The sequence below is a fragment of the Enterobacter cloacae complex sp. IR5450 genome (assembly GCF_049238665.1).
Taxonomy (GTDB): Bacteria; Pseudomonadota; Gammaproteobacteria; order Enterobacterales; family Enterobacteriaceae; genus Enterobacter; species Enterobacter hormaechei_C.
In genome coordinates this window covers 1-20,626 of record NZ_JBMKIC010000041.1, presented here as the reverse complement: position 1 = coordinate 20,626, position 20,626 = coordinate 1, and the positions used below count along the sequence as shown (strand labels likewise).

22 protein-coding genes are annotated in these 20,626 nt (G+C 59.7%); 19 read left to right on the top strand and 3 right to left on the bottom strand.

All coding sequences use genetic code 11. The features are described 5' to 3' along the window. Positions 1-10: 10 nt before the first annotated feature. From phnF to phnP, 11 genes are read left to right on the top strand one after another with little or no spacing between them, the layout of a single operon-like run. Complete coding sequence (gene phnF / locus ACOTYB_RS21890) at positions 11-736, top strand: phosphonate metabolism transcriptional regulator PhnF (RefSeq protein ID WP_003860215.1); 726 nt, start codon at positions 11-13, stop codon at positions 734-736. After that, positions 737-1,189: a phosphonate C-P lyase system protein PhnG gene (gene phnG / locus ACOTYB_RS21885; RefSeq protein WP_048245142.1), complete on the top strand. Its 453-nt coding sequence runs from the start codon at positions 737-739 to the stop codon at positions 1,187-1,189. It begins immediately after the preceding gene. Next, positions 1,186-1,770 carry a phosphonate C-P lyase system protein PhnH gene (gene phnH / locus ACOTYB_RS21880; protein WP_003860219.1) on the top strand — a complete coding sequence of 195 codons (585 nt, stop codon included), beginning with the start codon at positions 1,186-1,188 and terminating at the stop codon, positions 1,768-1,770. Before phnG ends, phnH begins: the two co-directional genes overlap by 4 nt. After that, positions 1,770-2,834 carry a carbon-phosphorus lyase complex subunit PhnI gene (locus ACOTYB_RS21875; RefSeq protein WP_045617655.1) on the top strand — a complete coding sequence of 355 codons (1,065 nt, stop codon included), beginning with the start codon at positions 1,770-1,772 and terminating at the stop codon, positions 2,832-2,834. The genes phnH and ACOTYB_RS21875 overlap by 1 nt, the downstream gene beginning before the upstream one ends. Continuing rightward, positions 2,827-3,672 (top strand): alpha-D-ribose 1-methylphosphonate 5-phosphate C-P-lyase PhnJ, encoded by an 846-nt coding sequence (gene phnJ / locus ACOTYB_RS21870; RefSeq protein ID WP_006810438.1) that lies wholly within the window; start codon positions 2,827-2,829, stop codon positions 3,670-3,672. The genes ACOTYB_RS21875 and phnJ overlap by 8 nt, the downstream gene beginning before the upstream one ends. Beyond that, a complete protein-coding gene (gene phnK / locus ACOTYB_RS21865; RefSeq protein ID WP_003860225.1) occupies positions 3,669-4,424 on the top strand; it encodes a phosphonate C-P lyase system protein PhnK in 756 nt (251 codons plus the stop codon). The genes phnJ and phnK overlap by 4 nt, the downstream gene beginning before the upstream one ends. Before the next feature lie 9 nt (positions 4,425-4,433). Beyond that, positions 4,434-5,114 carry a phosphonate C-P lyase system protein PhnL gene (phnL, locus tag ACOTYB_RS21860; protein WP_003860227.1) on the top strand — a complete coding sequence of 227 codons (681 nt, stop codon included), beginning with the start codon at positions 4,434-4,436 and terminating at the stop codon, positions 5,112-5,114. Further along, positions 5,111-6,247: an alpha-D-ribose 1-methylphosphonate 5-triphosphate diphosphatase gene (phnM, locus tag ACOTYB_RS21855; protein ID WP_058652444.1), complete on the top strand. Its 1,137-nt coding sequence runs from the start codon at positions 5,111-5,113 to the stop codon at positions 6,245-6,247. The genes phnL and phnM overlap by 4 nt, the downstream gene beginning before the upstream one ends. Then, positions 6,244-6,795: a ribose 1,5-bisphosphokinase gene (phnN, locus tag ACOTYB_RS21850; protein WP_114078760.1), complete on the top strand. Its 552-nt coding sequence runs from the start codon at positions 6,244-6,246 to the stop codon at positions 6,793-6,795. Before phnM ends, phnN begins: the two co-directional genes overlap by 4 nt. After that, positions 6,788-7,222, top strand: a complete 435-nt coding sequence (gene phnO / locus ACOTYB_RS21845) for an aminoalkylphosphonate N-acetyltransferase (RefSeq protein ID WP_045331392.1) — start codon at positions 6,788-6,790, stop codon at positions 7,220-7,222. Before phnN ends, phnO begins: the two co-directional genes overlap by 8 nt. 9 nt (positions 7,223-7,231) lie before the next feature. Beyond that, the gene (phnP, locus tag ACOTYB_RS21840) at positions 7,232-7,990 is read left to right on the top strand and encodes a phosphonate metabolism protein PhnP (RefSeq protein WP_129258874.1); all 759 of its coding nucleotides are present in this window, start codon (positions 7,232-7,234) and stop codon (positions 7,988-7,990) included. A gap of 52 nt (positions 7,991-8,042) precedes the next feature. Here phnP and yjdP read toward each other — a convergent pair whose 3' ends face one another. After that, positions 8,043-8,366 (bottom strand): DDRRRQL repeat protein YjdP, encoded by a 324-nt coding sequence (gene yjdP / locus ACOTYB_RS21835; RefSeq protein ID WP_058652447.1) that lies wholly within the window; start codon positions 8,364-8,366, stop codon positions 8,043-8,045. 69 nt (positions 8,367-8,435) lie between these two features. Beyond that, positions 8,436-10,715, bottom strand: a complete 2,280-nt coding sequence (locus ACOTYB_RS21830; RefSeq protein ID WP_220153510.1) for a hybrid sensor histidine kinase/response regulator — start codon at positions 10,713-10,715, stop codon at positions 8,436-8,438. Positions 10,716-10,897: 182 nt separating this feature from the next. Between ACOTYB_RS21830 and ACOTYB_RS21825 the strand changes: the two genes are divergently transcribed. The 6 genes from ACOTYB_RS21825 to ACOTYB_RS21800 are packed head-to-tail and all read left to right on the top strand — an operon-like array spanning position 10,898 to position 17,006. Continuing rightward, positions 10,898-12,412 carry a sugar ABC transporter ATP-binding protein gene (locus ACOTYB_RS21825; protein WP_220153509.1) on the top strand — a complete coding sequence of 505 codons (1,515 nt, stop codon included), beginning with the start codon at positions 10,898-10,900 and terminating at the stop codon, positions 12,410-12,412. Between the two features lie 2 nt (positions 12,413-12,414). Beyond that, positions 12,415-13,410: an ABC transporter permease subunit gene (locus tag ACOTYB_RS21820; protein ID WP_003860239.1), complete on the top strand. Its 996-nt coding sequence runs from the start codon at positions 12,415-12,417 to the stop codon at positions 13,408-13,410. A gap of 28 nt (positions 13,411-13,438) precedes the next feature. Next, positions 13,439-14,380, top strand: a complete 942-nt coding sequence (locus tag ACOTYB_RS21815) for an ABC transporter substrate-binding protein (protein WP_003860240.1) — start codon at positions 13,439-13,441, stop codon at positions 14,378-14,380. A 49-nt stretch (positions 14,381-14,429) separates the two neighbouring features. Next, positions 14,430-15,116 carry a D-lyxose/D-mannose family sugar isomerase gene (locus ACOTYB_RS21810; RefSeq protein ID WP_220153508.1) on the top strand — a complete coding sequence of 229 codons (687 nt, stop codon included), beginning with the start codon at positions 14,430-14,432 and terminating at the stop codon, positions 15,114-15,116. Between the two features lie 10 nt (positions 15,117-15,126). After that, positions 15,127-15,987 (top strand): ketose 1,6-bisphosphate aldolase, encoded by an 861-nt coding sequence (locus ACOTYB_RS21805; protein WP_003860242.1) that lies wholly within the window; start codon positions 15,127-15,129, stop codon positions 15,985-15,987. Further along, positions 15,987-17,006 (top strand): carbohydrate kinase family protein, encoded by a 1,020-nt coding sequence (locus ACOTYB_RS21800; protein WP_003860244.1) that lies wholly within the window; start codon positions 15,987-15,989, stop codon positions 17,004-17,006. Before ACOTYB_RS21805 ends, ACOTYB_RS21800 begins: the two co-directional genes overlap by 1 nt. Here the strand turns inward: ACOTYB_RS21800 and ACOTYB_RS21795 are convergent. Then, positions 16,988-17,719 carry a response regulator gene (locus ACOTYB_RS21795; protein ID WP_003860246.1) on the bottom strand — a complete coding sequence of 244 codons (732 nt, stop codon included), beginning with the start codon at positions 17,717-17,719 and terminating at the stop codon, positions 16,988-16,990. The two genes, ACOTYB_RS21800 and ACOTYB_RS21795, sit on opposite strands and share 19 nt — an antisense overlap. A gap of 256 nt (positions 17,720-17,975) precedes the next feature. Between ACOTYB_RS21795 and fdhF the strand changes: the two genes are divergently transcribed. Both fdhF and ACOTYB_RS21785 read left to right on the top strand, forming a co-directional pair. Next, positions 17,976-20,123: a formate dehydrogenase subunit alpha gene (gene fdhF, locus ACOTYB_RS21790; RefSeq protein WP_220153507.1), complete on the top strand. Its 2,148-nt coding sequence runs from the start codon at positions 17,976-17,978 to the stop codon at positions 20,121-20,123. 297 nt (positions 20,124-20,420) lie between these two features. Next, on the top strand, positions 20,421-20,626 hold a 206-nt coding region (locus tag ACOTYB_RS21785), incomplete at its 3' end, for a helix-turn-helix domain-containing protein (RefSeq protein WP_023910103.1).

The following is a 20,626-nucleotide window of genomic DNA, read 5'->3' as shown; positions in this document are numbered from 1 at the left end:
TTTGATTGGTATGCACTTATCCAGACATCCGACCAGTTACCCCACCCGCTGGCAAGAGATTGCGGCAAAGCTCGAAGTGGAGCTGCGCACGCACTATCGCTGCGGAGACTACCTGCCTGCCGAGCAGCAGCTTGCCGACCGCTACGAAGTGAATCGTCACACCCTGCGTCGTGCCATCGATCAACTGGTGGAGCGCGGCTGGGTCCAGCGTCGTCAGGGCGTCGGCGTGCTGGTGCTGATGCGTCCGTTTGACTACCCGCTTAATGCCCAGGCGCGTTTTAGCCAGAACCTTCTCGATCAGGGCAGCCACCCCACCAGCGAAAAGCTGCTGTCTGTCCTGCGCCCGGCCTCCCGCCACGTGGCGGACGCGCTGGGGATTCAGGAGGGCGACAACGTCGTTCACCTGCGCACGTTGCGCCGGGTGAACGGCGTGGCGGTCTGTCAGATCGACCACTACTTCGCGGACCTCACCCTCTGGCCCGTTCTGCAACATTTCGCCAGCGGTTCCCTGCATGATTTTCTTCAGGACGCGACGGGTATCGTGCTCAAACGCACCCAGACGCGCATCAGCGCCCGCCGCGCGCAGGCGAAAGAGAGCAAGGTGCTGGAGATCCCCAACATGGCCCCGCTGCTCTGCGTGCGCACCCTCAACCACCGTGACGGCGACGTCAACGCAACGGAATACTCCGTCAGCCTGACCCGCGCCGACATGATTGAATTTACCATGGAGCACTGAATGCACTTCGACACCTCCACTCGTCAGCGCTGGATGCGCGTGCTGGCCCACAGCCAGCCTGCTGCGCTGGCTGCCCGCATGAACGCGCTCGGCCTGACGCCGGATTACGACACGATCCGCGCGCCGGAGATCGGCCTGGTGCAGATCCAGGCACGCATGGGCGGCACCGGCGAGCGCTTCTTCGCCGGCGATGCCACCCTCACCCGCGCGGTGATCCGCCTGAAAAGCGGCACGCTGGGCTACGGCTACGTACTTGGCCGCGACAAAACGCACGCCGAGCGCTGCGCAGCGATCGACGCGCTTTTACAGGAAAAGCCGCATTTTCAGACGTTAATGGAAACCCTTATTGCCCCGCTGGAAGCTGACCGCGCCGCACGCCTTGCCGCGCGTCAGGCCGAAGTAAATACCAGCCGGGTCGACTTCTTTACGCTCGTTCGCGGAGACAACGCATGACGCTTCAACCTGCTTTTACCCTGGCCGTCCAGGATGCCCAACAGAGTTTCCGTCGACTGCTGAAAGCCATGAGCGAGCCGGGCGTCATTGTCTCGCTGCACCAGCTCTCCCAGGGCTGGCTGCCGCTGAACCTCGCCTCTACCAGCGTGCTGCTGACGCTGGCGGACAACGACACCCCGGTATGGCTATCAGGGGCATTGCTGAACGATATCGCCAGCCAGAACCTGCGCTTTCACACCAACGCGCCGCTGGTCGAGCAGCCCCAGCAGGCGGTCTTCGCCGTGGCCGACGAGCAAATCAGCCATGAACAACTTAATGCCCTGAGCGAAGGCAGCGCCGTCGCACCGGAAACCAGCGCTACGCTGATTTTGCAGGTCTCCAGCCTGAGCGGTGGCCGCATGCTGCGCCTGACGGGGGCAGGGATCGCCGACGAGCGGATGGTCGCCCCCCAGTTGCCGGAGTGCATCATTCATGAGCTGACCGAGCGCCCGCATCCGTTCCCGCTCGGTATCGACCTGATCCTGACCTGCGGCGAGCGCCTGCTGGCGATCCCGAGAACCACTCACGTGGAGGTGTGCTGATGTACGTTGCCGTCAAAGGGGGCGAGAAGGCGATCGCCGCCGCCCATGCCTTGCAGGAGCACAGACGCCGGGGGGATGACGCCTTACCCGAGCTGAGCGTCGCCCAGATTGAACAGCAGTTAAACCTGGCCGTCGACCGCGTGATGACCGAAGGCGGCATCGCAGACCGCGAGCTGGCGGCGCTGGCGCTGAAACAGGCCAGCGGCGATAACGTGGAAGCCATCTTCCTGCTGCGCGCTTACCGCACTACGCTTGCGAAGCTGGCGGTAAGCGAGCCGGTGAAAACGGCGGAAATGCGTTTAGAGCGCCGTATTTCTGCGGTGTACAAAGATATTCCTGGCGGCCAGCTGCTTGGTCCGACCTACGACTATACCCATCGCCTGCTGGACTTCACTCTACTGGCGAACGGTGAAACACCGCAGCTCAGCGTCTCTGACGCTGAACAAGACGCCTCCCCGCACGTCTTTAGCCTGCTGGCAAACCAGGGGCTGGCGAAGGCGGAAGAGGACACCGGCAGCACACCGGATGACATCACCCGCACGCCGGCGGTTTATCCCTGTTCGCGCTCGTCCCGCCTGCAACAGCTGATGCGCGGCGATGAAGGGTATCTGCTGGCGCTGGCCTACTCCACGCAGCGCGGCTACGGGCGCAACCACCCGTTCGCGGCAGAGATCCGCAGCGGTTATCTTGATGTCGAAATTGTGCCGGAAGAGCTGGGTTTTGCGGTGAACATCGGCGAACTGCTGATGACCGAGTGCGAAATGGTCAACGGTTTTGTCGCGCCAGAGAATGAAGATCCGCATTTTACCCGCGGCTACGGGCTGGTGTATGGCCTGAGCGAGCGCAAGGCGATGGCGATGGCGCTGGTTGACCGTGCGCTCCAGGCGCCGGACTACGGCGAGCATATTGCAGGCCCGGCACAGGACGAAGAGTTCGTGCTGGCCCACGCGGATAACGTTGAGGCCGCCGGCTTTGTCTCGCACCTCAAGCTGCCGCACTACGTCGATTTCCAGGCCGAACTGGAACTGCTGAAACGCCTGCAACGGGAGCGCGCCAATGGCTAACTTAAGCGGCTACAACTTTGCCTATCTGGACGAGCAAACTAAACGCATGATCCGCCGCGCCATCCTTAAGGCTGTGGCGATCCCCGGCTACCAGGTGCCGTTCGGCGGCCGCGAAATGCCGATGCCCTACGGCTGGGGCACCGGCGGTATTCAGATCACCGCCAGCGTGATCGGCGAAGCGGACGTGCTGAAGGTCATCGACCAGGGGGCAGACGACACCACCAACGCCGTGTCGATCCGCAACTTCTTTAAGCGCGTAACGGGCGTCAACACCACTGAAAAAACCGAAGACGCGACGCTGATCCAGACCCGTCACCGCATTCCGGAGACCCCGCTGACTGAAGATCAGATTTTGATTTTCCAGGTGCCGATCCCGGAGCCGCTGCGTTTTATCGAGCCGCGGGAAACCGAAACCCGCACCATGCACGCCCTGGAAGAGTACGGGATCATGCAGGTCAAACTGTATGAGGACATCGCCCGCTTCGGCCATATCGCCACCACCTACGCCTATCCGGTGAAGGTGAACGGCCGCTACGTGATGGACCCGTCGCCGATCCCGAAATTCGATAACCCGAAGATGGACATGATGCCCGCCCTGCAACTTTTTGGTGCCGGACGGGAAAAACGCATCTACGCCGTACCGCCGTACACCCGTGTGGAGAGCCTGGATTTTGACGATCACCCGTTTACGGTGCAGGAGTGGGACGAGCCGTGCGCCATCTGCGGCTCGAAGCATAGCTATCTGGATGAAGTGGTGCTGGACGACACGGGCAAACGGATGTTTGTCTGCTCCGACACCGATTACTGCCGCCAACAGAGCGAGGCGAACAGCCAATGAAACCGCTGCTTTCGGTTAATAACCTGACTCACCTTTATGCGCCGGGCAAAGGCTTTAGCGACGTGTCGTTTGAGCTGTGGCCGGGCGAAGTGCTGGGCATTGTCGGCGAGTCCGGCTCCGGTAAAACCACCCTGCTGAAGTCCATCTCCGCGCGCCTGACGCCGCAGAATGGCGACATTTTGTATGAGGGCGTGTCGCTGTATGGCATGAGCGAAGCCGAGCGCCGCCGCCTGCTGCGCACCGAGTGGGGCGTGGTGCACCAGCACCCGATGGATGGCCTGCGCCGCCAGGTCTCGGCGGGGGGCAACATCGGCGAACGGCTGATGGCCACCGGCGCGCGCCACTACGGCAACATCCGCGCCACGGCGCAGCACTGGCTGGAAGAGGTTGAAATTCCCGCCTCGCGCATCGACGACCTGCCGACCACCTTCTCCGGCGGCATGCAGCAGCGTTTACAGATTGCCCGCAATCTCGTCACCCATCCGAAGCTGGTGTTTATGGATGAACCGACCGGTGGGCTGGACGTCTCCGTGCAGGCGCGCCTGCTGGATCTGCTGCGCGGCCTGGTGGTGGAGCTGAACCTGGCGGTAGTGATTGTCACCCACGATTTAGGCGTTGCGCGCCTGCTGGCGGACCGCTTGCTGGTGATGAAGCAGGGTCAGGTGGTGGAAAGTGGGCTGACCGACCGCGTGCTCGACGATCCCCATCATCCGTACACCCAACTGCTGGTGTCCTCGGTATTACAGAATTAAGAGGCCAACATGATCCACGTTGAAAATGTCAGTAAAACCTTTGTGCTCCACCAGCAAAACGGTGTCCGCCTGCCGGTACTGCAAAATGCCTCATTAGAGGTCAGCAACGGCGAATGCGTGGTGCTGCATGGCCATTCCGGCAGCGGAAAATCCACCCTGCTGCGCTCCCTGTACGCCAATTATCTGCCGGACGAAGGCCATATCCATATCCGCCATAACAATGAATGGGTTGATCTGGTCCAGGCTCCCGCGCGCAAAGTGCTGGAAGTACGCCGCTCGACGATCGGCTGGGTCAGCCAGTTCCTGCGGGTGATCCCGCGGATCTCCGCCCTGGACGTGGTCATGCAGCCTCTGCTGGATCTCGGCGTGCCGCGCGAAACCTGCGCCGCTAAAGCCGCCAGCCTGCTGACGCGTCTCAACGTACCGGAGCGTCTGTGGCACCTCGCCCCGTCGACCTTTTCCGGCGGCGAGCAGCAGCGCGTCAACATCGCCCGTGGCTTTATCGTCGATTACCCGATTTTACTCCTGGATGAACCCACCGCCTCGCTCGACAGTAAAAACAGCGCAGCGGTGATAGAACTGATCGAACAGGCCAAAGCGCGCGGCGCGGCGATCGTCGGGATCTTCCACGACGACGCCGTACGCCATCGCGTGGCGGACAGACTGCACCCGATGGGGACAAACGTATGATTATCAATAATGTCAGGCTGGTGCTGGAAAATGAGGTCGTGAACGGCTCGGTTGAGGTGCGGGACGGTGTCATCCGCGCCTTTGCCGAAACCCAGAGCCGCTCACCGGACGCGATGGACGGCGAAGGCGGCTGGCTGCTACCGGGGCTGATTGAGCTGCATACCGATAATCTCGATAAATTCTTCACCCCGCGCCCGAAGGTGGACTGGCCTGCGCATTCAGCGATGAGCAGCCACGACGCGCTGATGGTCGCCAGCGGCATCACCACGGTGCTGGACGCGGTGGCGATCGGCGACGTGCGCGACGGCGGCGATCGCCTGGAGAACCTGGAGAAGATGATCAACGCCGTGGAGGAGACGCAAAAGCGCGGCCTCAACCGCGCCGAGCACCGCCTGCACCTGCGCTGCGAGCTGCCGCACCACACCACCCTGCCGCTGTTTGAGAAGCTGGTGGGCCGCGAGCCGGTCTCGCTGGTTTCCCTGATGGATCACTCGCCGGGACAGCGCCAGTTCGCCAACATTGAAAAGTATCGCGAATACTATCAGGGCAAATATTCGCTCAACGACGCGGAGATGGCGCGCTACGAAGAAGAGCAGCTGGCGCTGGCGGCCCAGTGGTCGCAGCCGAATCGCCTCTCCATTGCCGCTATGTGCCGGGACCGTAATATTGCCCTGGCCAGCCATGATGACGCCACGCACGATCACGTGCGCGAATCCCACCAGCTTGGGAGCGTGATCGCCGAATTTCCCACCACGTTCGAGGCGGCAGAAGCATCGCGTAAGCATGGCATGAACGTCCTGATGGGCGCGCCGAACATCGTACGCGGCGGGTCGCACTCCGGCAACGTGGCGGCAAGCAAGCTCGCCTCGCTCGGCCTGCTGGATATCCTCTCCTCTGACTATTACCCCGCCAGCCTGCTGGACGCGGCGTTCCGGGTGGCGGACGATGAGGGCAACAGCTTCACGCTGCCACAGGCGATTCGCCTGGTGACAAAAAACCCGGCCAGCGCGCTCAACCTTCACGATCGCGGTGAGATTGCCGAAGGCAAACGGGCAGACCTGGTGCTGGCGCACCGCAAGGGCGAGCACGTTCATATCGACCACGTCTGGCGTCAGGGAAAAAGGGTGTTCTGATGGGAAGACTCATCTGGTTAATGGGCCCGTCCGGCTCCGGGAAGGACAGCCTGCTGTCGGCGTTACGGCAGCGGGAACATTCACAGCTGCTGGTAGCGCACCGCTACATTACCCGCGCGGCAAACGCCGGGAGTGAAAACCATATCGCCCTGAGCGAGCAGGAGTTTTTTACCCGCGCCGGGCAAAACCTGCTGGCGCTGAGCTGGCACGCGAACGGCTTTTATTACGGCGTCGGCATCGAGATCGACCTCTGGCTGCATGCGGGGTTCGACGTACTGGTCAACGGCTCGCGGGCGCATCTCCCGCAGGCTCGCGCCCGGTACGAAGCGGCGCTGCTCCCGGTCTGTTTGCAGGTTTCCCCGGACGTTCTGCGTAGCCGGCTGCAAAAGCGGGGGCGCGAAAACGCGCGCGAGATCGACCAGCGGCTGGAACGGGCGGCGCGTTACACCCCGTCGGGTTGCCATCTCCTCAATAACGACGGAAGTTTGCTACAGTCAGTCGAGACCTTTCTATCCCTTATCCGCCAGAAGGAGAAACAGCATGCCTGACTGCCAGCTTCGCCCCGCCACCGCCGACGATGCGCCGATCGTTTACGCGCTGATCTGCGAACTTAAGCAGGCCGAGTTCGATCATCAGGCGTTTCACGCCGGGTATCTGGCCAACTTGCGGGATCACAATATGCGCTACCAGCTGGCCGAGCTGGACGGGCAGATCATCGGGATGATCGGCCTGCATATGCAGTTTCACCTGCATCACGCCCGCTGGATCGGCGAGATCCAGGAACTGGTGGTGATGCCGCAGGCGCGCGGATTAAAAGTGGGCAGCCAGCTGCTGGCCTGGGCAGAGGACGTCGCACGGCAGGCAGGCGCCGAGCTGACCGAGCTTTCCACCAGCGTGAAGCGCGTGGACGCGCACCGTTTTTATGTTCGTGAAGGGTATACGCAAAGCCATTTCCGCTTCACCAAACCGCTGTAGAGGTGCGTTATGAGTCTGACGATCACGCTGACAGGAACCGGAGGGGCGCAGCTGGTGCCGGTGTTTGGCTGCGACTGCGCGGCGTGCCGACGGGCGCGTTTACAGGAAAATTATCGCCGTCGCCCCTGTAGCGCGGCGGTGAAATTCAACGATGCGGTCACCTTGCTGGACGCGGGTATTCCACACCTGATGGACGACTGGCCTGCGGGCAGCTTCCAGCAGTTTTTGCTTACCCATTATCATATGGATCACGTTCAGGGGCTTTTCCCTCTGCGCTGGGGCGTAGGCGCCACCATTCCCGTCTACGGTCCGCCAGACGAGGCAGGCTGTGACGATCTGTTCAAACATCCGGGCATCCTGGATTTCAGCCACACGGTCGAGCCGTTCGTGATGTTTGAGCTACAGGGCCTGCGGGTGACGCCGCTGCCGCTCAACCATTCAAAACTCACGTTTGGCTATCTGCTGGAGTCCGCCCACAGCCGCGTGGCGTGGCTTTCTGATACCGCCGGACTGCCGGATAAAACGGTGACGTTTCTGCTAAACAATCAGCCGCAGGCGATGATTATCGACTGTAGCCATGAACCGCGCCCGGAGACGCCGCGCAACCATTGTGATTTGAATACGGTGATTGCGCTGAACGAGGTGATTGGCTGTCCGCAGGTGATCCTGACGCATATCAGCCATCAGTTTGACGTGTGGATGATGGATAACCCGCTGCCGTCCGGCATTGAAGCGGGGTATGACGGGATGGTGATGGTGCTGGATTAGGTTTTCTCCCTCTCCCGTGGGAGAGGGTTGGGGTGAGGGCAACAGGCCGCACTTAGCCGCGATCGTAATCGTCTTCCAACCTGCGCTCGTCCTCTTCTAACCGACGCCTGTCGTCGTCCAACTGACGCTGACGCTCGTCTAAACGCTGGCGTCGATCTTCTAACTGTCGACGACGATCGTCGTACTGTCGGCTGTCGGTTTGGCGGCTGCGATCGTAACGATCGTCGTCATCGTCATTACGGCTGCTGCCGGGGTTGTAGGCGTCGTTGATCGCCTGCTGAATATTGCCAATGGCATCATCAATCACATCGGCATGCGCCAGCTGGCTGGTTAAAGTCAGCAAGCCAAATAACAGGGCGGTAGAGTAACGTTTCATAAGGCCAGACTCGCAGGTGAACTGGCCTTAAAGTAATGACTGGCTGTTAACGGGAGTAGCGGAGGAATCTCAAATTACCATCACCTTCCGTAGTGCCTGCGCCAGCTGCTGGCGGGTAAACGGCTTACGCAGTAACGGAACGTCCGGCAGCTGCGGGTTATGCGCCGGGCGCAAATCCTGCCCGCTGATCAGCAGCACCGGCAACTGCGGATAGTGGCTGCGTACATGGCCGATCACCTCCGCACCGCTCAGGCCGCCCGGCAGCATCAGGTCGCTGATAAACATGCCGATATCCGGTGATGCGTCCAGCATGTTCAGCGCCTGCTCGCCGTTTTCGGCTTCGAGCGTCAGGTAGCCAAGCTGGTGCAGTTGCTCACACAGGGTCTGCCGCACGCCCGCCTCATCTTCCAGGACCAGCACAAGCAGCTCACTTTCTGTCGGGGCCGTGGTCGCCAGCGCGGCATCATTGGAGAACGCGGGCAGCGTCGAGCGCGGCAGCTGGAGCCGCACGGTGGTTCCCTGCCCCGGCGCGCTTTCGATCTCAACGCGCCCCCCGGACTGACGCACAAAGCCGTACACCATCGACAGCCCTAATCCGCTGCCGCTGCCGGTCTGTTTGGTGGTGAAGAACGGTTCAAAGACCTGCGATTTCACCTCCTGCGACATCCCACAGCCGTGGTCAATCACCTCCAGCGCGACCATATCCTGCCTGCGCCCGTCGCTGCGGGTCACACGCTGGTTCCAGGTGCGGATTTTAATCACACCGTTTTGCCCCTCCATTGCATCACGGGCGTTCATCACCAGGTTGATAATGGCGTTTTCCAGCTGGCTGACGTCAATCCATGCGGGCCAGGCCGGGGTTTGCGCTTCAATATCCAGCGTCAGCGTGGCGGGAAGGGAGTGCCGCATCAGCTCGCTCAGGTTATCCAGCAGCGGCTTCATCTCTACCGCATGGGGTTGCAGGGATTGCTTGCGCGAGAAGGCCAGCAGACGCTGGGTGAGCATGGCCCCGCGTTCCGCGGCTTTGAGCGCACGAGTGATGCGCGGCGCGTCCGGTGACGCTGAATCGGTCAGCTCCAGACTGCCGATAATCACCGCCAGCAGGTTATTAAAATCATGCGCCAGACCGCCCGTCAGTTGCCCGACCGCCTTCATTTTCTGGCTGTGCAGCAGCGCCTCCTCCAGCCCCTGACGTTCGATGCGGTCGACCTCCATCTGCGAGGTCTTCTCCTTAAGCAGCCGCGTGGTGTGCTCCAGCGAAGCGGTATTGCGTGCAAAAACGTTAAACGCGCGCGCCAGTTCCCCCAGCTCATCACGCCGCTGTAGTGCGGGCACCGACACATTCTGCTCTCCGTGAGCGAGACGCGACATTGCCCTTGAGATAGCCGTCAGGTTGGAGCCCAGATTGCGATAAATATACCAGCAGGCGCAGCCGGTGATGATCAGCGCCAGCACCGCGAAAACGCTGATAAACACGCTGATGGAGCGCAGCTCCTGGTGACTTTGGGCGGTACGCAGCCGGGAGGCCTGCGCCACCTGTTCAACGTACTGATTGATGTCGCGGTTTAATATCGCTACCAGCGCCTTGATGTGGAACATGTACCAGCTGATGGACAGATCGCTCTCTTCCAGCTGCTTCGACAGTGGCGCGAGCTTGCGCAGCTCATCATTAAAATCCGGGAGCACCAGGTTGACCACCGGTTGCAGGGCGCTCGCGGGTAACATCGCGGTTACTGCATCCAGCTGCTGCACCGTGGCGCGCGGTGAAGGGGTATCAATGGCGGCAACGATCAGCCTGTCCATCTCTGCAAGCTGCCGGGCGTCTGGCACATTGCTCGCGTAACGACGGTTGATATCCTGCAAATGACGCAGGTAGCTTTGGCTTTGATACAGCGCGCTGAGCAGCGCGTTACGCTCCAGATGCCGTTTTTGCCCGCGCTCCAGCATTCCCGTCACGCTCTGCTGTAACTCATTGCTCCTGCGAATAATACGCGTCACCAGCGCCGGCTCCTGCTGCGCCAGCGGCGCATCGGCAAGCTGCTCCAGCGAGTGGCGCAGCGCCATTTGCGTCTGTTTAAGCCGCTCAGCTTCGCCTTTGTACTCCAGCGCACCGACCACCTGCGACAGCCGCACCGCCGCCGTTGCCACATTGGCCGTGTCGCGCGCGAGGTTCATGCTGCCGGTCATGTCATCCAGCGTTTGCTGCTGCACCTGCTCCTGGATCTGGCTGGCATGACGAAAGCCGAGCACCGCCACACCGCTGACCATCAGCGTTACCGCCACCACCAGCAGGTTAAATATCAGCAGGCGACCGCGGGCGCTGGTGAAGAACGGGGGGCGTGATGGCATGGGTTTGGGCTCCTCTGCGGTTTGGTGCCCTCACCCTGGCCCTCTTCCCACAGGGAGAGGGAAAAGGAAAATGTGATGGCGATTAGCTATTCATAACTATGACAAATATGAACAGCTTCTGACATTTTGCATTTACGCGCCTGTGATGAAGTGCAGATATCGACATTCACAGGAGATCCGCCATGAGCAGAACCCCGGTTTTAGAGATGCGCCACATTGCCAAAACCTTTGGCAATTTCCACGCGCTCAAGGGCGTGGATTTGACGGTTTTCCCCGGTGAGATCCACGCGCTGATGGGGGAAAACGGCGCCGGAAAGAGCACGCTGATGAAGATCCTCGCAGGCGCCTATACCGCCAGCAGCGGCGACATCCTCATCGACGGTCAGCCGTTTCACATCAAAGGGCCGAAGGATGCGCTGGCCGCAGGCATCACGCAGATTTACCAGGAGATGCAGCTCGCGCCCAATTTGACCGTAGCCGAAAATATCTTCCTCGGCAGCGAGCTGTCGCGCGGCGGGCTGGTCCAGCGCAAGGAGATGACCGCCCAGGCGCAGGCGGTGATTGACCGCCTCGGCGCGCAGTTTAGCGCCACCGATCTGGTGATGAAGCTCACCATCGCCGAACAGCAGCAGGTGGAAATTGCTCGCGCGCTGCACCGCAACAGCCGCATTCTGGTGATGGATGAACCCACCGCCGCCCTCTCCTCCCGCGAAACCCATCGCCTGTTTGAACTGATTTTGCGCCTGCGCGATGAAGGGATGGCGATCATCTATATCAGCCACCGCATGGCGGAGGTCTATGAACTCTCTGACCGCGTCAGCGTTCTGCGCGACGGGCAGTACGTCGGGAGCCTGACGCGCGACAAGCTGAACGCGTCGGAACTGGTGAAGATGATGGTGGGCCGCCCGCTAAGCGACCTGTTCAACAAGGAGCGTGATATTCCCCTCGGCAGCCCGCGTCTCAACGTCCACCACCTCACCGACGGTAAAAAAGTACAGCCGTGCAGCCTGCAGGTGCGTTCCGGCGAAATCGTCGGGCTGGCGGGACTGGTCGGGGCCGGACGTTCCGAGCTGGCACAGCTTATCTTCGGCGTTCGTAAAGCCACGGGCGGCATGATTGAGGTCGACGGCGAGCCGGTAGTGATCCACTCCCCGCGCGCGGCCATCGAAAACGGCATCGGTTTTCTCACCGAGAACCGCAAGGAGCAGGGGCTATTTCTGGAGCTGGCGGCGCAGGAGAACATCACCATGGCGACGCTGGAGCGCGACGCCACCTTCGGCTGGCTGAACCGCAAAAAAGCGCAGTCGATTTCCGATGACGCCATCGCCCTGCTCAATATCCGCGTGCCGCATTCTCAGGTGCGCGCAGGCGGGCTCTCCGGCGGCAACCAGCAAAAACTGCTGATCTCCCGCTGGGTGGCGATAGGCCCGCGCATTCTGATTCTGGACGAACCCACGCGCGGCGTGGACGTCGGGGCAAAAAGCGAGATCTACCGCATCATGAACCAGATGGCGCGCAAAGGGGTGGCGATCCTGATGATCTCCAGCGAGCTGCCGGAAGTAGTAGGAATGAGCGACCGGGTGTACGTGATGCGGGAAGGCAGCATTGCGGGTGAACTGCACGGGCGCGACATCTCTCAGGAAAACATCATGACGCTGGCAACCGGCGTGAACGACACACATCATCAGGCGGTGTAATTATGACAACTCCAACCCATCCGCAGCAGGTGGCGAAATCCGCCTCTGCCAAAAAAATGCTGATGAGCGATCTGATGCAAACGATCGGCATTTTGCCGATTTTAATCCTGATTGTGGCTGTATTTGGCTTTATCGCTCCGAACTTTTTCACAGAAAGTAACCTGCTCAATATTACCCGGCAGGCGTCGATCAACATTGTTCTGGCGGCCGGGATGACCTTCATCATCCTGACCGGCGGGATTGACCTCTCCGTGGGCTCGATTCTGGGCACCACGGCGGTGGCGGCGATGGTGGTCTCGCTTATCCCTGAATTTGCGATGCTCTCCATTCCGGCGGCGCTAATGCTCGGTATGGTACTGGGGCTGTTCAACGGCGCGCTGGTGGCCTTCGCCGGACTTCCGCCATTTATCGTCACGCTCGGCACCTACACGGCGCTGCGCGGCGCGGCCTACCTGCTGGCGGACGGCACGACGGTCATTAACTCCAACATCAACTTCGAGTGGATCGGCAATAACTACCTCGGCCCGATCCCCTGGCTGGTTGTGATCGCCCTGGCGGTGATTGTGGTGTGCTGGTTTATTCTGCGTCGCACAACCCTCGGCGTTCACATCTATGCGGTCGGCGGCAATATGCAGGCGGCGCGCTTAACGGGCATTAAGGTCTGGCTGGTGCTGCTGTTTGTCTACGGCATGAGCGGCCTGCTCTCCGGTCTCGGCGGCGTCATGAGCGCTTCACGTCTCTACAGCGCCAATGGCAACCTCGGCACGGGGTATGAGCTGGATGCAATTGCGGCGGTGATCCTCGGCGGCACCAGCTTCGTCGGCGGGATCGGCACGATCACCGGCACGCTGGTCGGTGCCTTGATCATCGCCACCCTCAACAACGGCATGACGCTGATGGGCGTCTCCTACTTCTGGCAGCTGGTGATCAAAGGGGCGGTGATCATCATTGCGGTGCTGATCGACAAATACCGTACCCGACACCATCAAAGTGCATAACAACAATACCCTACGTGAGGAATACAGCATGAGATTGAAGCCCTTAGTGACCGCGCTCTGTGCTGGCGCGCTGCTGGCCGCAACCCCGTTTGCGCAGGCAAAAGATCTGAAATCCATCGGCGTGACGGTGGGCGACCTGGCTAACCCGTTCTTCGTGCAGATCACCAAAGGTGCCGAGCTGGAAGCGCGCAAGCTGGCGGGGGACAACGTCAAGGTGACGCTGGTCTCCAGCGGGTACGATCTGGGCCAGCAGGTGTCGCAGATTGATAACTTCATTGCGGCGAAAGTGGACATGATCATCCTCAACGCCGCGGATTCCAAAGGGATCGGCCCGGCGGTAAAACGCGCCAAAGAGGCGGGGATCGTGGTCGTGGCGGTTGACGTGGCGGCGGAAGGAGCCGATGCGACCATCACCTCCGATAACACCCAGGCGGGGGAAATGGCCTGTAAGTACATTACCGACCGCCTGAAAGGTAAAGGCAACGTGGTGATCATTAACGGACCGCCGGTTTCTGCGGTACAAAACCGCGTGGAGGGCTGCCAGACCGAGTTCAGGCGCCACCCGGATATCAAAGTGCTCTCGGATAACCAGAACGCCAAAGGCAGCCGTGAAGGCGGGCTGGAGGTCATGACCTCCCTGCTGGCGGCTAATCCGAAGATCGACGGCGTATTCGCGATTAACGATCCTACCGCGATCGGCGCCGATCTGGCCGCGAAGCAGGCGCAGCGCAACGAGTTCTTTATCGTTGGTGTGGATGGCAGCCCGGACGGTGAAGAAGCCCTGAAGCGCGAAAACTCCCTGTTTGTGGCGACGCCAGCGCAGGATCCGCAGGTGATGGCGGCGAAGGCGGTGGAGATCGGCTATGACATTCTTCAGGGCAAACCTGCGCCGAAAGAGCCCGTGCTGATCCCGGTGACGATGATCGATAAAAAGAACGTCGGCACGTATAAGGGGTGGACGGTTAAATGATCCTTTTCCCTCTCCCACCGGGAGAGGGAACTGTTTTCAAGGAGTCCCCATGAAACGCTCCGACATCAATGAAATCCTCGGCCATACGCGGCAGTTCTTCTCCATGCACGACGTGCATCTCCCGCCTTTTGCCAGCTTTCCGCCGACAAAATGGCAGCAGCTTGACCAGGCCGCATGGCAGGAGGTGTTTGACCTCAGGCTCGGCTGGGACGTGACGGCATTTGGTGGCAACAACTTCGCTGTACAGGGGTTAACGCTGTTCACCCTGCGCAACGGCTCCCCCAACGGCGTGCCCTATGAAAAGTGCTATGCCGAAAAAATCCTGCACGTCCGCGACGGCCAGGTGACGCCGATGCATTTTCACTGGCGCAAGCGGGAGGACATCATTAACCGCGGCGGCGGGAATCTGATTATTGAGTTATGGAATGCGGGCGCGCATGAAGAGACCGAAAATACCGACGTGACCGTTACCGTCGACGGCTGTCGGCAGACGCACGCGCCCGGCAGCCAGCTGCGCCTCACACCAGGGGAGAGCATCTGCCTGACGCCCGGCCTGTACCACAGTTTCTGGGGTGAACGCGGCTTTGGCGACGTGCTGGTGGGCGAAGTGTCGTCGGTCAATGACGATGAACACGACAACCACTTTTTACAGCCCATTGACCGCTACAACACCATTGAAGAAGACGAACCGGCGGTGCTGGTGCTGTGCAACGAGTACAACCTGTTTCGGATATAAGGAGTGAATGATGCCATTGATTTCTCTTGCCGATGGTCTGGCCCACGCCAGGGAACACCGCTACGCCCTGGGCGCGTTCAACGTGCTCGACTCCCACTTCCTGCGCGCGCTGTTTGCCGCCGCGAAGCAGGAACGCTCGCCGTTTATCATCAACATCGCCGAAGTGCATTTTAAGTACGTGTCTCTGGAGTCGCTTGTCGAAGCAGTGAAGTTCGAAGCCGCCCGTCACGATATTCCCGTGGTGCTTAACCTCGACCACGGGCTGCATTTTGAGGCCGTCGTGCGCGCCCTGCGCTTAGGGTTCAGCTCGGTGATGTTCGACGGCTCGACGCTGAGCTATGAGGAAAATATCCGCCAGACGCGGGAAGTGGTGAAGATGTGCCATGCGGTGGGCGTCTCGGTAGAGGCGGAGCTGGGCGCGGTCGGGGGTGATGAAGGGGGTGCGCTTTACGGGCATGCGGATGAAGCCTTCTTCACCGATCCGCAGCTGGCGCGCGAGTTTGTCGATTTAACCGGTATCGACGCGCTGGCGGTCGCCATTGGCAACGCGCACGGCAAATACAAGGGCGAGCCGAAGCTTGATTTCCCGCGTCTGGACGCCATTCGACAGCAGACGGGCCTGCCGCTGGTTTTACACGGCGGCTCTGGCATAAGCGATACTGATTTCCGCCGCGCCATCGAGCTGGGCATTCATAAAATCAACTTTTATACCGGCATGTCGCAGGCCGCGCTCGCCGCCGTTGAGCAGCGCATGGCAAACCGCCAGCCGCTGTACGATGAATTTGCAGAGCTGCTGCTGGGCATTGAAGAGGCCATTACCGATACGGTTGCGGAACAGATGCGCATCTTCGGCAGCGCGGGGCAGGCATAATGGAACGCAAAGGGATTATCGCCGCAGGCAACATGCTGGTGGATCACGTCCACCAGATCGTACAGTGGCCGGAGCGCGGCTGGCTGGCGGAAATCACCCACAGTGAGCGCTCAACCGGCGGTGCGCCGCTCAACGTTCTGCTGACGCTGGCGAAAATGCACGTCGGCCTGCCGTTACAGGCGGTGGGGCTGATTGGGGAAGACAGCGACGGAGACTATATTCTGGCGATGCTCGACCAGTATCACGTCAATCGCCAGCGCGTGCAGCGTACAACGTTCGCCCCAACGTCGATGTCGCAGGTGATGACCGACCCCAGCGGACAGCGCACTTTTTTCCACTCGCCGGGCGCCAACCGCCTGTTGGATCTTCCCGCCTTCGATCGTTTAGACGGATCGCTGAAGATCTTCCATCTCGGCTACCTGCTGCTGCTCGACAGCCTGGACATGCCGGACGAGGAATTTGGCACCCGCAGCGCGCGGTTACTGGCACAGATGCGCGATCAGGGGTATGAAACCTCGCTCGATCTGGTGTCCCGCAAGGGCGATCCGCGCTATCAGCCGCTGGTGCTCCCTGCCCTGCGCCATCTTGATTATCTGGTGATTAACGAGCTGGAAGCCGGTGAGTTTAGCGGGCTTGAGATCCGTGACGGCCATGATGCGCTGAACATGGCCCATATCGCCGACGCTGCCACACAACTGCTGGCGGCAGGCGTGCGACAGCGGGTGGTGATCCACTGTCCGGAAGGGGCATGGGGTGAAGCGCCGGGTGAAAAAGGGCAATGGGTTCCGTCGTGGAAGCTGACGCAGGACGAGATTATCGGCAGCGTCGGCGCGGGCGACGCGTTTTGCGCGGGCTTTTTATACGGCTGCCATGAATCCCTGCCGCTGACGGAGAGTATTTATCTGGCGCACGCCTGCGCGCGGGCCAGCCTGCTGGCGGCTAATGCAATTGACGGCGCGAAAACGCTGGCCGAGCTTCAGGCGTTTATTCAGGAGAACGGTCAGGCGGCTTTCTCATGATGGGAAACGTCCGTGGCAAAAACATAGCCCAGACCGCGAATGGTTTTGATCAGCAGAGGCTGGTGCGGATTGACCTCAATTTTTCGCCGTAGCCGCATGATCAACACGTCGATAGTGCGGTCAAAGACCTCGGCGCTTTCGCTGTGGGTCAGCTTCAGCAGCTGTTCACGACTCAGTACCCGGCGGGCGTTTTGCGTTAATGCCAGCAGCAGGCCATATTCGCCTTGTGTTAACGGCACGGTATTACGCTGCGGATCGCTCAGCTCGCAGCGGGTGGTGTCCAGCGTCCAGCCGTTAAAGGCAATACCTTCAACGCGCGGCGCGGCAGGCTCCGCGTCCAGCGCGCCGGTACGCCGCAGCACCGCCTTAACGCGGGCGACCACCACGCGCGGATTGAACGGTTTTCCGATGTAATCATCAGCGCCCATTTCCAGCCCGACGACCACATCTGATTCACTTCCCAGCCCCGTCAGCATTACCACCGGTAGCGATGGTCGCTGCTTTTGCAGTTGCAGTAAAACCTGTAATCCGTTGATATCCGGCAGCATCATGTCCAGCAGAACCAGCGCAATGCCGGAGTCCTGCTGGACACGGTTCACCGCGTCCTGCCCAGAGTGACACGTCAGTACGGTAAAGACGTGCTCGCTGAGCACATCCTGTAGCAGTTCGCAGACTGCGACATCATCGTCAACCACCAGAATCGCCGGTTTCATCGCATGCTTCCGTCAGGGAATTATGTTAAGTCTGAACCATTCTGCCGCCGGCTCCAGCCGAATTGTTTTTTACGTGACGGAAATTCAATCCATGTCACATCCCCTGCCCTTTCGACACGTCAATTTTGACGATTGGCTGTTTTTCGTCAGGGTTTTGCCACGCAAAGGGTCGTAAAGTCAGGAAATACCCATAATAAAAACATGGCATAGAAGCTGCATATTGGGCAGGTAAGAACTGTTTAACTGGAGCAAAGTGATGAAAAAAGTCGTCACGGTTTGCCCTTATTGTGCCTCAGGTTGCAAGATCCACCTGGTGGTCAATAACGGCAAAATCGTCCGGGCGGAAGCGGCGCAGGGTAAAACCAATCAGGGCACGCTGTGCCTGAAAGGATATTACGGCTGGGATTTTATTAACGATACCCAAATCCTCACCCCGCGCCTGAAAACCCCTATGATCCGCCGCGAGCGCGGCGGCAAGCTGGAAGCCGTTTCCTGGAATGAAGCGCTGGATTACGTCGCCACGCGCCTCAGCGCCATCAAGGCCAAGTATGGCCCGGATGCGATTCAGACCACCGGCTCCTCACGCGGAACCGGGAATGAAACCAACTATGTGATGCAAAAATTCGCGCGCGCCGTTATTGGTACCAATAACGTCGACTGCTGCGCTCGCGTCTGACACGGCCCATCGGTTGCAGGTCTGCACCAGTCGGTCGGTAACGGCGCAATGAGTAATGCCATCAACGAGATAGATAATACCGATCTCGTCTTCATCTTCGGCTATAACCCGGCGGATTCTCACCCTATCGTCGCGAACCACGTTATTCGCGCCAAACAGAACGGGGCGAAAATCATCGTCTGCGATCCGCGCAAAATTGAAACCGCGCGCATTGCGGATATGCACATTGCATTGAAAAACGGTTCAAATATCGCGCTGTTGAACGCAATGGGGCATGTCATTATTGAGGAGAACCTGTACGACCAGGCGTTTGTCGCGACCCGTACAGAAGGCTTTGAAGAGTATAAGAAAATACTCGAGGGCTATACGCCTGAATCCGTCGAAGCGATAACCGGCGTCAGCGCGCAGGAGATTCGTCAGGCGGCCAGAATGTATGCCGGGGCAAAAACCGCCGCCATTCTCTGGGGCATGGGCGTGACCCAGTTCTACCAGGGCGTGGAAACCGTGCGCTCGCTCACCAGCCTCGCCATGCTGACCGGCAATCTGGGTAAAGCGCATGTGGGCGTGAACCCGGTGCGTGGTCAGAATAACGTGCAGGGTGCGTGTGATATGGGCGCGCTGCCGGACACCTATCCGGGCTACCAGTACGTCAAATTCCCGGAAAACCGCGAGAAGTTTGCGAAGGCCTGGGGCGTGGAGAGCCTGCCGGCACACACCGGGTATCGCATCAGCGAGCTGCCGCACCGCGCGGCGCACGGTGAAGTGCGTGCGGCCTACATCATGGGTGAAGATCCGCTCCAGACCGACGCCGAACTGTCCGCAGTGCGCAAAGGCTTTGAGGATCTGGAGCTGGTGATTGTTCAGGATATCTTTATGACCAAAACCGCGGCAGCGGCGGATGTGATTTTGCCGTCGACCTCCTGGGGCGAGCATGAAGGTGTCTATACGGCGGCAGACCGCGGCTTCCAGCGCTTCTTCAAGGCCGTCGAGCCGAAATGGGATCTGAAAACGGACTGGCAGATCATCAGCGAAATCGCCACCCGCATGGGCTACCCGATGCACTACAACAACACCCAGGAGATCTGGGACGAGTTGCGGCATCTGTGCCCGGACTTTTATGGGGCAACCTATGAAAAAATGGGTGAGCTGGGCTACATCCAGTGGCCGTGCCGGGATGAGTCAGAATCCGATCAGGGGACGTCATACCTCTTTAAAGAGAAGTTCGACACCCCGAACGGGCTGGCGCAGTTCTTCACCTGCGACTGGGTCGCGCCGATCGATAAGCTCACCGACGAGTATCCGATGGTGCTCTCCACCGTGCGTGAAGTGGGCCACTACTCCTGCCGTTCTATGACCGGCAACTGCGCCGCGCTGGCGGCGCTGGCGGATGAACCGGGTTACGCGCAGATCAACACCGCCGATGCCGAACGGCTCGGTATTGAAGATGAAGCGCTGGTGTGGGTGAATTCGCGTAAAGGCCGCATCATTACCCGCGCGCAGGTCAGCGACCGTCCGAACAAAGGGGCAGTCTATATGACCTACCAGTGGTGGATTGGCGCCTGCAACGAGCTGGTGACCGAGAACTTAAGCCCGATAACCAAAACGCCGGAGTATAAATACTGCGCCGTAAACGTGGAGCCCATTGCGGATCAACACGCTGCGGAACAGTATGTGATCGACGAATATAACAAGCTGAAAGCCCGACTGCGCGAAAGCGCAATGGGTTGAAGCCGTTAATTTATCGTTGAATAAAGGGAGTGATATATTCACTCCCTTTTTATTTCCGATTAATTCATAAGAAATAGAAATTATTATTCTGGAAAGCGGCTCGCAGAAATAATGTAATTTACGCAGAATAGAATTACATCTTTGCATTTTAATTCAGAGGGATAAGATGTGCGGCGGGTGCTTAAGACTTTCTGTCTTGAGCATTGTTGAGGGACAGAAAGTAGAAAGCCCCGGGAAATTTTCATTTACCTGTACTGCACCCATTTTGTTGGACGATGAAATGGAATAGTCCCTGATATGTCAAAGCCAAAATACCCCTTCGAAAAGCGCCTTGAAGTCGTGAATCACTACTTCACAACTGATGATGGTTACAGGATCATCTCTGCCCGTTTTGGTGTACCCCGAACCCAGGTCAGGACATGGGTTGCCCTCTATGAAAAACATGGAGAAAAAGGTTTAATTCCCAAACCTAAAGGCGTTAGTGCTGATCCAGAGTTGCGCAT

Bases quoted from the DNA above. Each gene is read 5' to 3' on its own strand.
- ACOTYB_RS21800 (WP_003860244.1), top strand. From the start codon at position 15,987: ATGGAACGCAAAGGGATTATCGCCGCAGGCAACATGCTGGTGGATCAC.
- phnF (WP_003860215.1), top strand. From the start codon at position 11: ATGCACTTATCCAGACATCCGACCAGTTACCCCACCCGCTGGCAAGAG.
- ACOTYB_RS21820 (WP_003860239.1), top strand. From the start codon at position 12,415: ATGACAACTCCAACCCATCCGCAGCAGGTGGCGAAATCCGCCTCTGCC.
- ACOTYB_RS21795 (WP_003860246.1), bottom strand. From the start codon at position 17,719: ATGAAACCGGCGATTCTGGTGGTTGACGATGATGTCGCAGTCTGCGAA.
- phnK (WP_003860225.1), top strand. From the start codon at position 3,669: ATGAAACCGCTGCTTTCGGTTAATAACCTGACTCACCTTTATGCGCCG.
- ACOTYB_RS21805 (WP_003860242.1), top strand. From the start codon at position 15,127: ATGCCATTGATTTCTCTTGCCGATGGTCTGGCCCACGCCAGGGAACAC.
- phnH (WP_003860219.1), top strand. From the start codon at position 1,186: ATGACGCTTCAACCTGCTTTTACCCTGGCCGTCCAGGATGCCCAACAG.
- phnM (WP_058652444.1), top strand. From the start codon at position 5,111: ATGATTATCAATAATGTCAGGCTGGTGCTGGAAAATGAGGTCGTGAAC.
- ACOTYB_RS21830 (WP_220153510.1), bottom strand. From the start codon at position 10,715: ATGCCATCACGCCCCCCGTTCTTCACCAGCGCCCGCGGTCGCCTGCTG.
- phnP (WP_129258874.1), top strand. From the start codon at position 7,232: ATGAGTCTGACGATCACGCTGACAGGAACCGGAGGGGCGCAGCTGGTG.
- ACOTYB_RS21825 (WP_220153509.1), top strand. From the start codon at position 10,898: ATGAGCAGAACCCCGGTTTTAGAGATGCGCCACATTGCCAAAACCTTT.
- ACOTYB_RS21875 (WP_045617655.1), top strand. From the start codon at position 1,770: ATGTACGTTGCCGTCAAAGGGGGCGAGAAGGCGATCGCCGCCGCCCAT.
- phnO (WP_045331392.1), top strand. From the start codon at position 6,788: ATGCCTGACTGCCAGCTTCGCCCCGCCACCGCCGACGATGCGCCGATC.
- yjdP (WP_058652447.1), bottom strand. From the start codon at position 8,366: ATGAAACGTTACTCTACCGCCCTGTTATTTGGCTTGCTGACTTTAACC.
- ACOTYB_RS21810 (WP_220153508.1), top strand. From the start codon at position 14,430: ATGAAACGCTCCGACATCAATGAAATCCTCGGCCATACGCGGCAGTTC.
- phnJ (WP_006810438.1), top strand. From the start codon at position 2,827: ATGGCTAACTTAAGCGGCTACAACTTTGCCTATCTGGACGAGCAAACT.
- ACOTYB_RS21815 (WP_003860240.1), top strand. From the start codon at position 13,439: ATGAGATTGAAGCCCTTAGTGACCGCGCTCTGTGCTGGCGCGCTGCTG.
- phnL (WP_003860227.1), top strand. From the start codon at position 4,434: ATGATCCACGTTGAAAATGTCAGTAAAACCTTTGTGCTCCACCAGCAA.
- phnG (WP_048245142.1), top strand. From the start codon at position 737: ATGCACTTCGACACCTCCACTCGTCAGCGCTGGATGCGCGTGCTGGCC.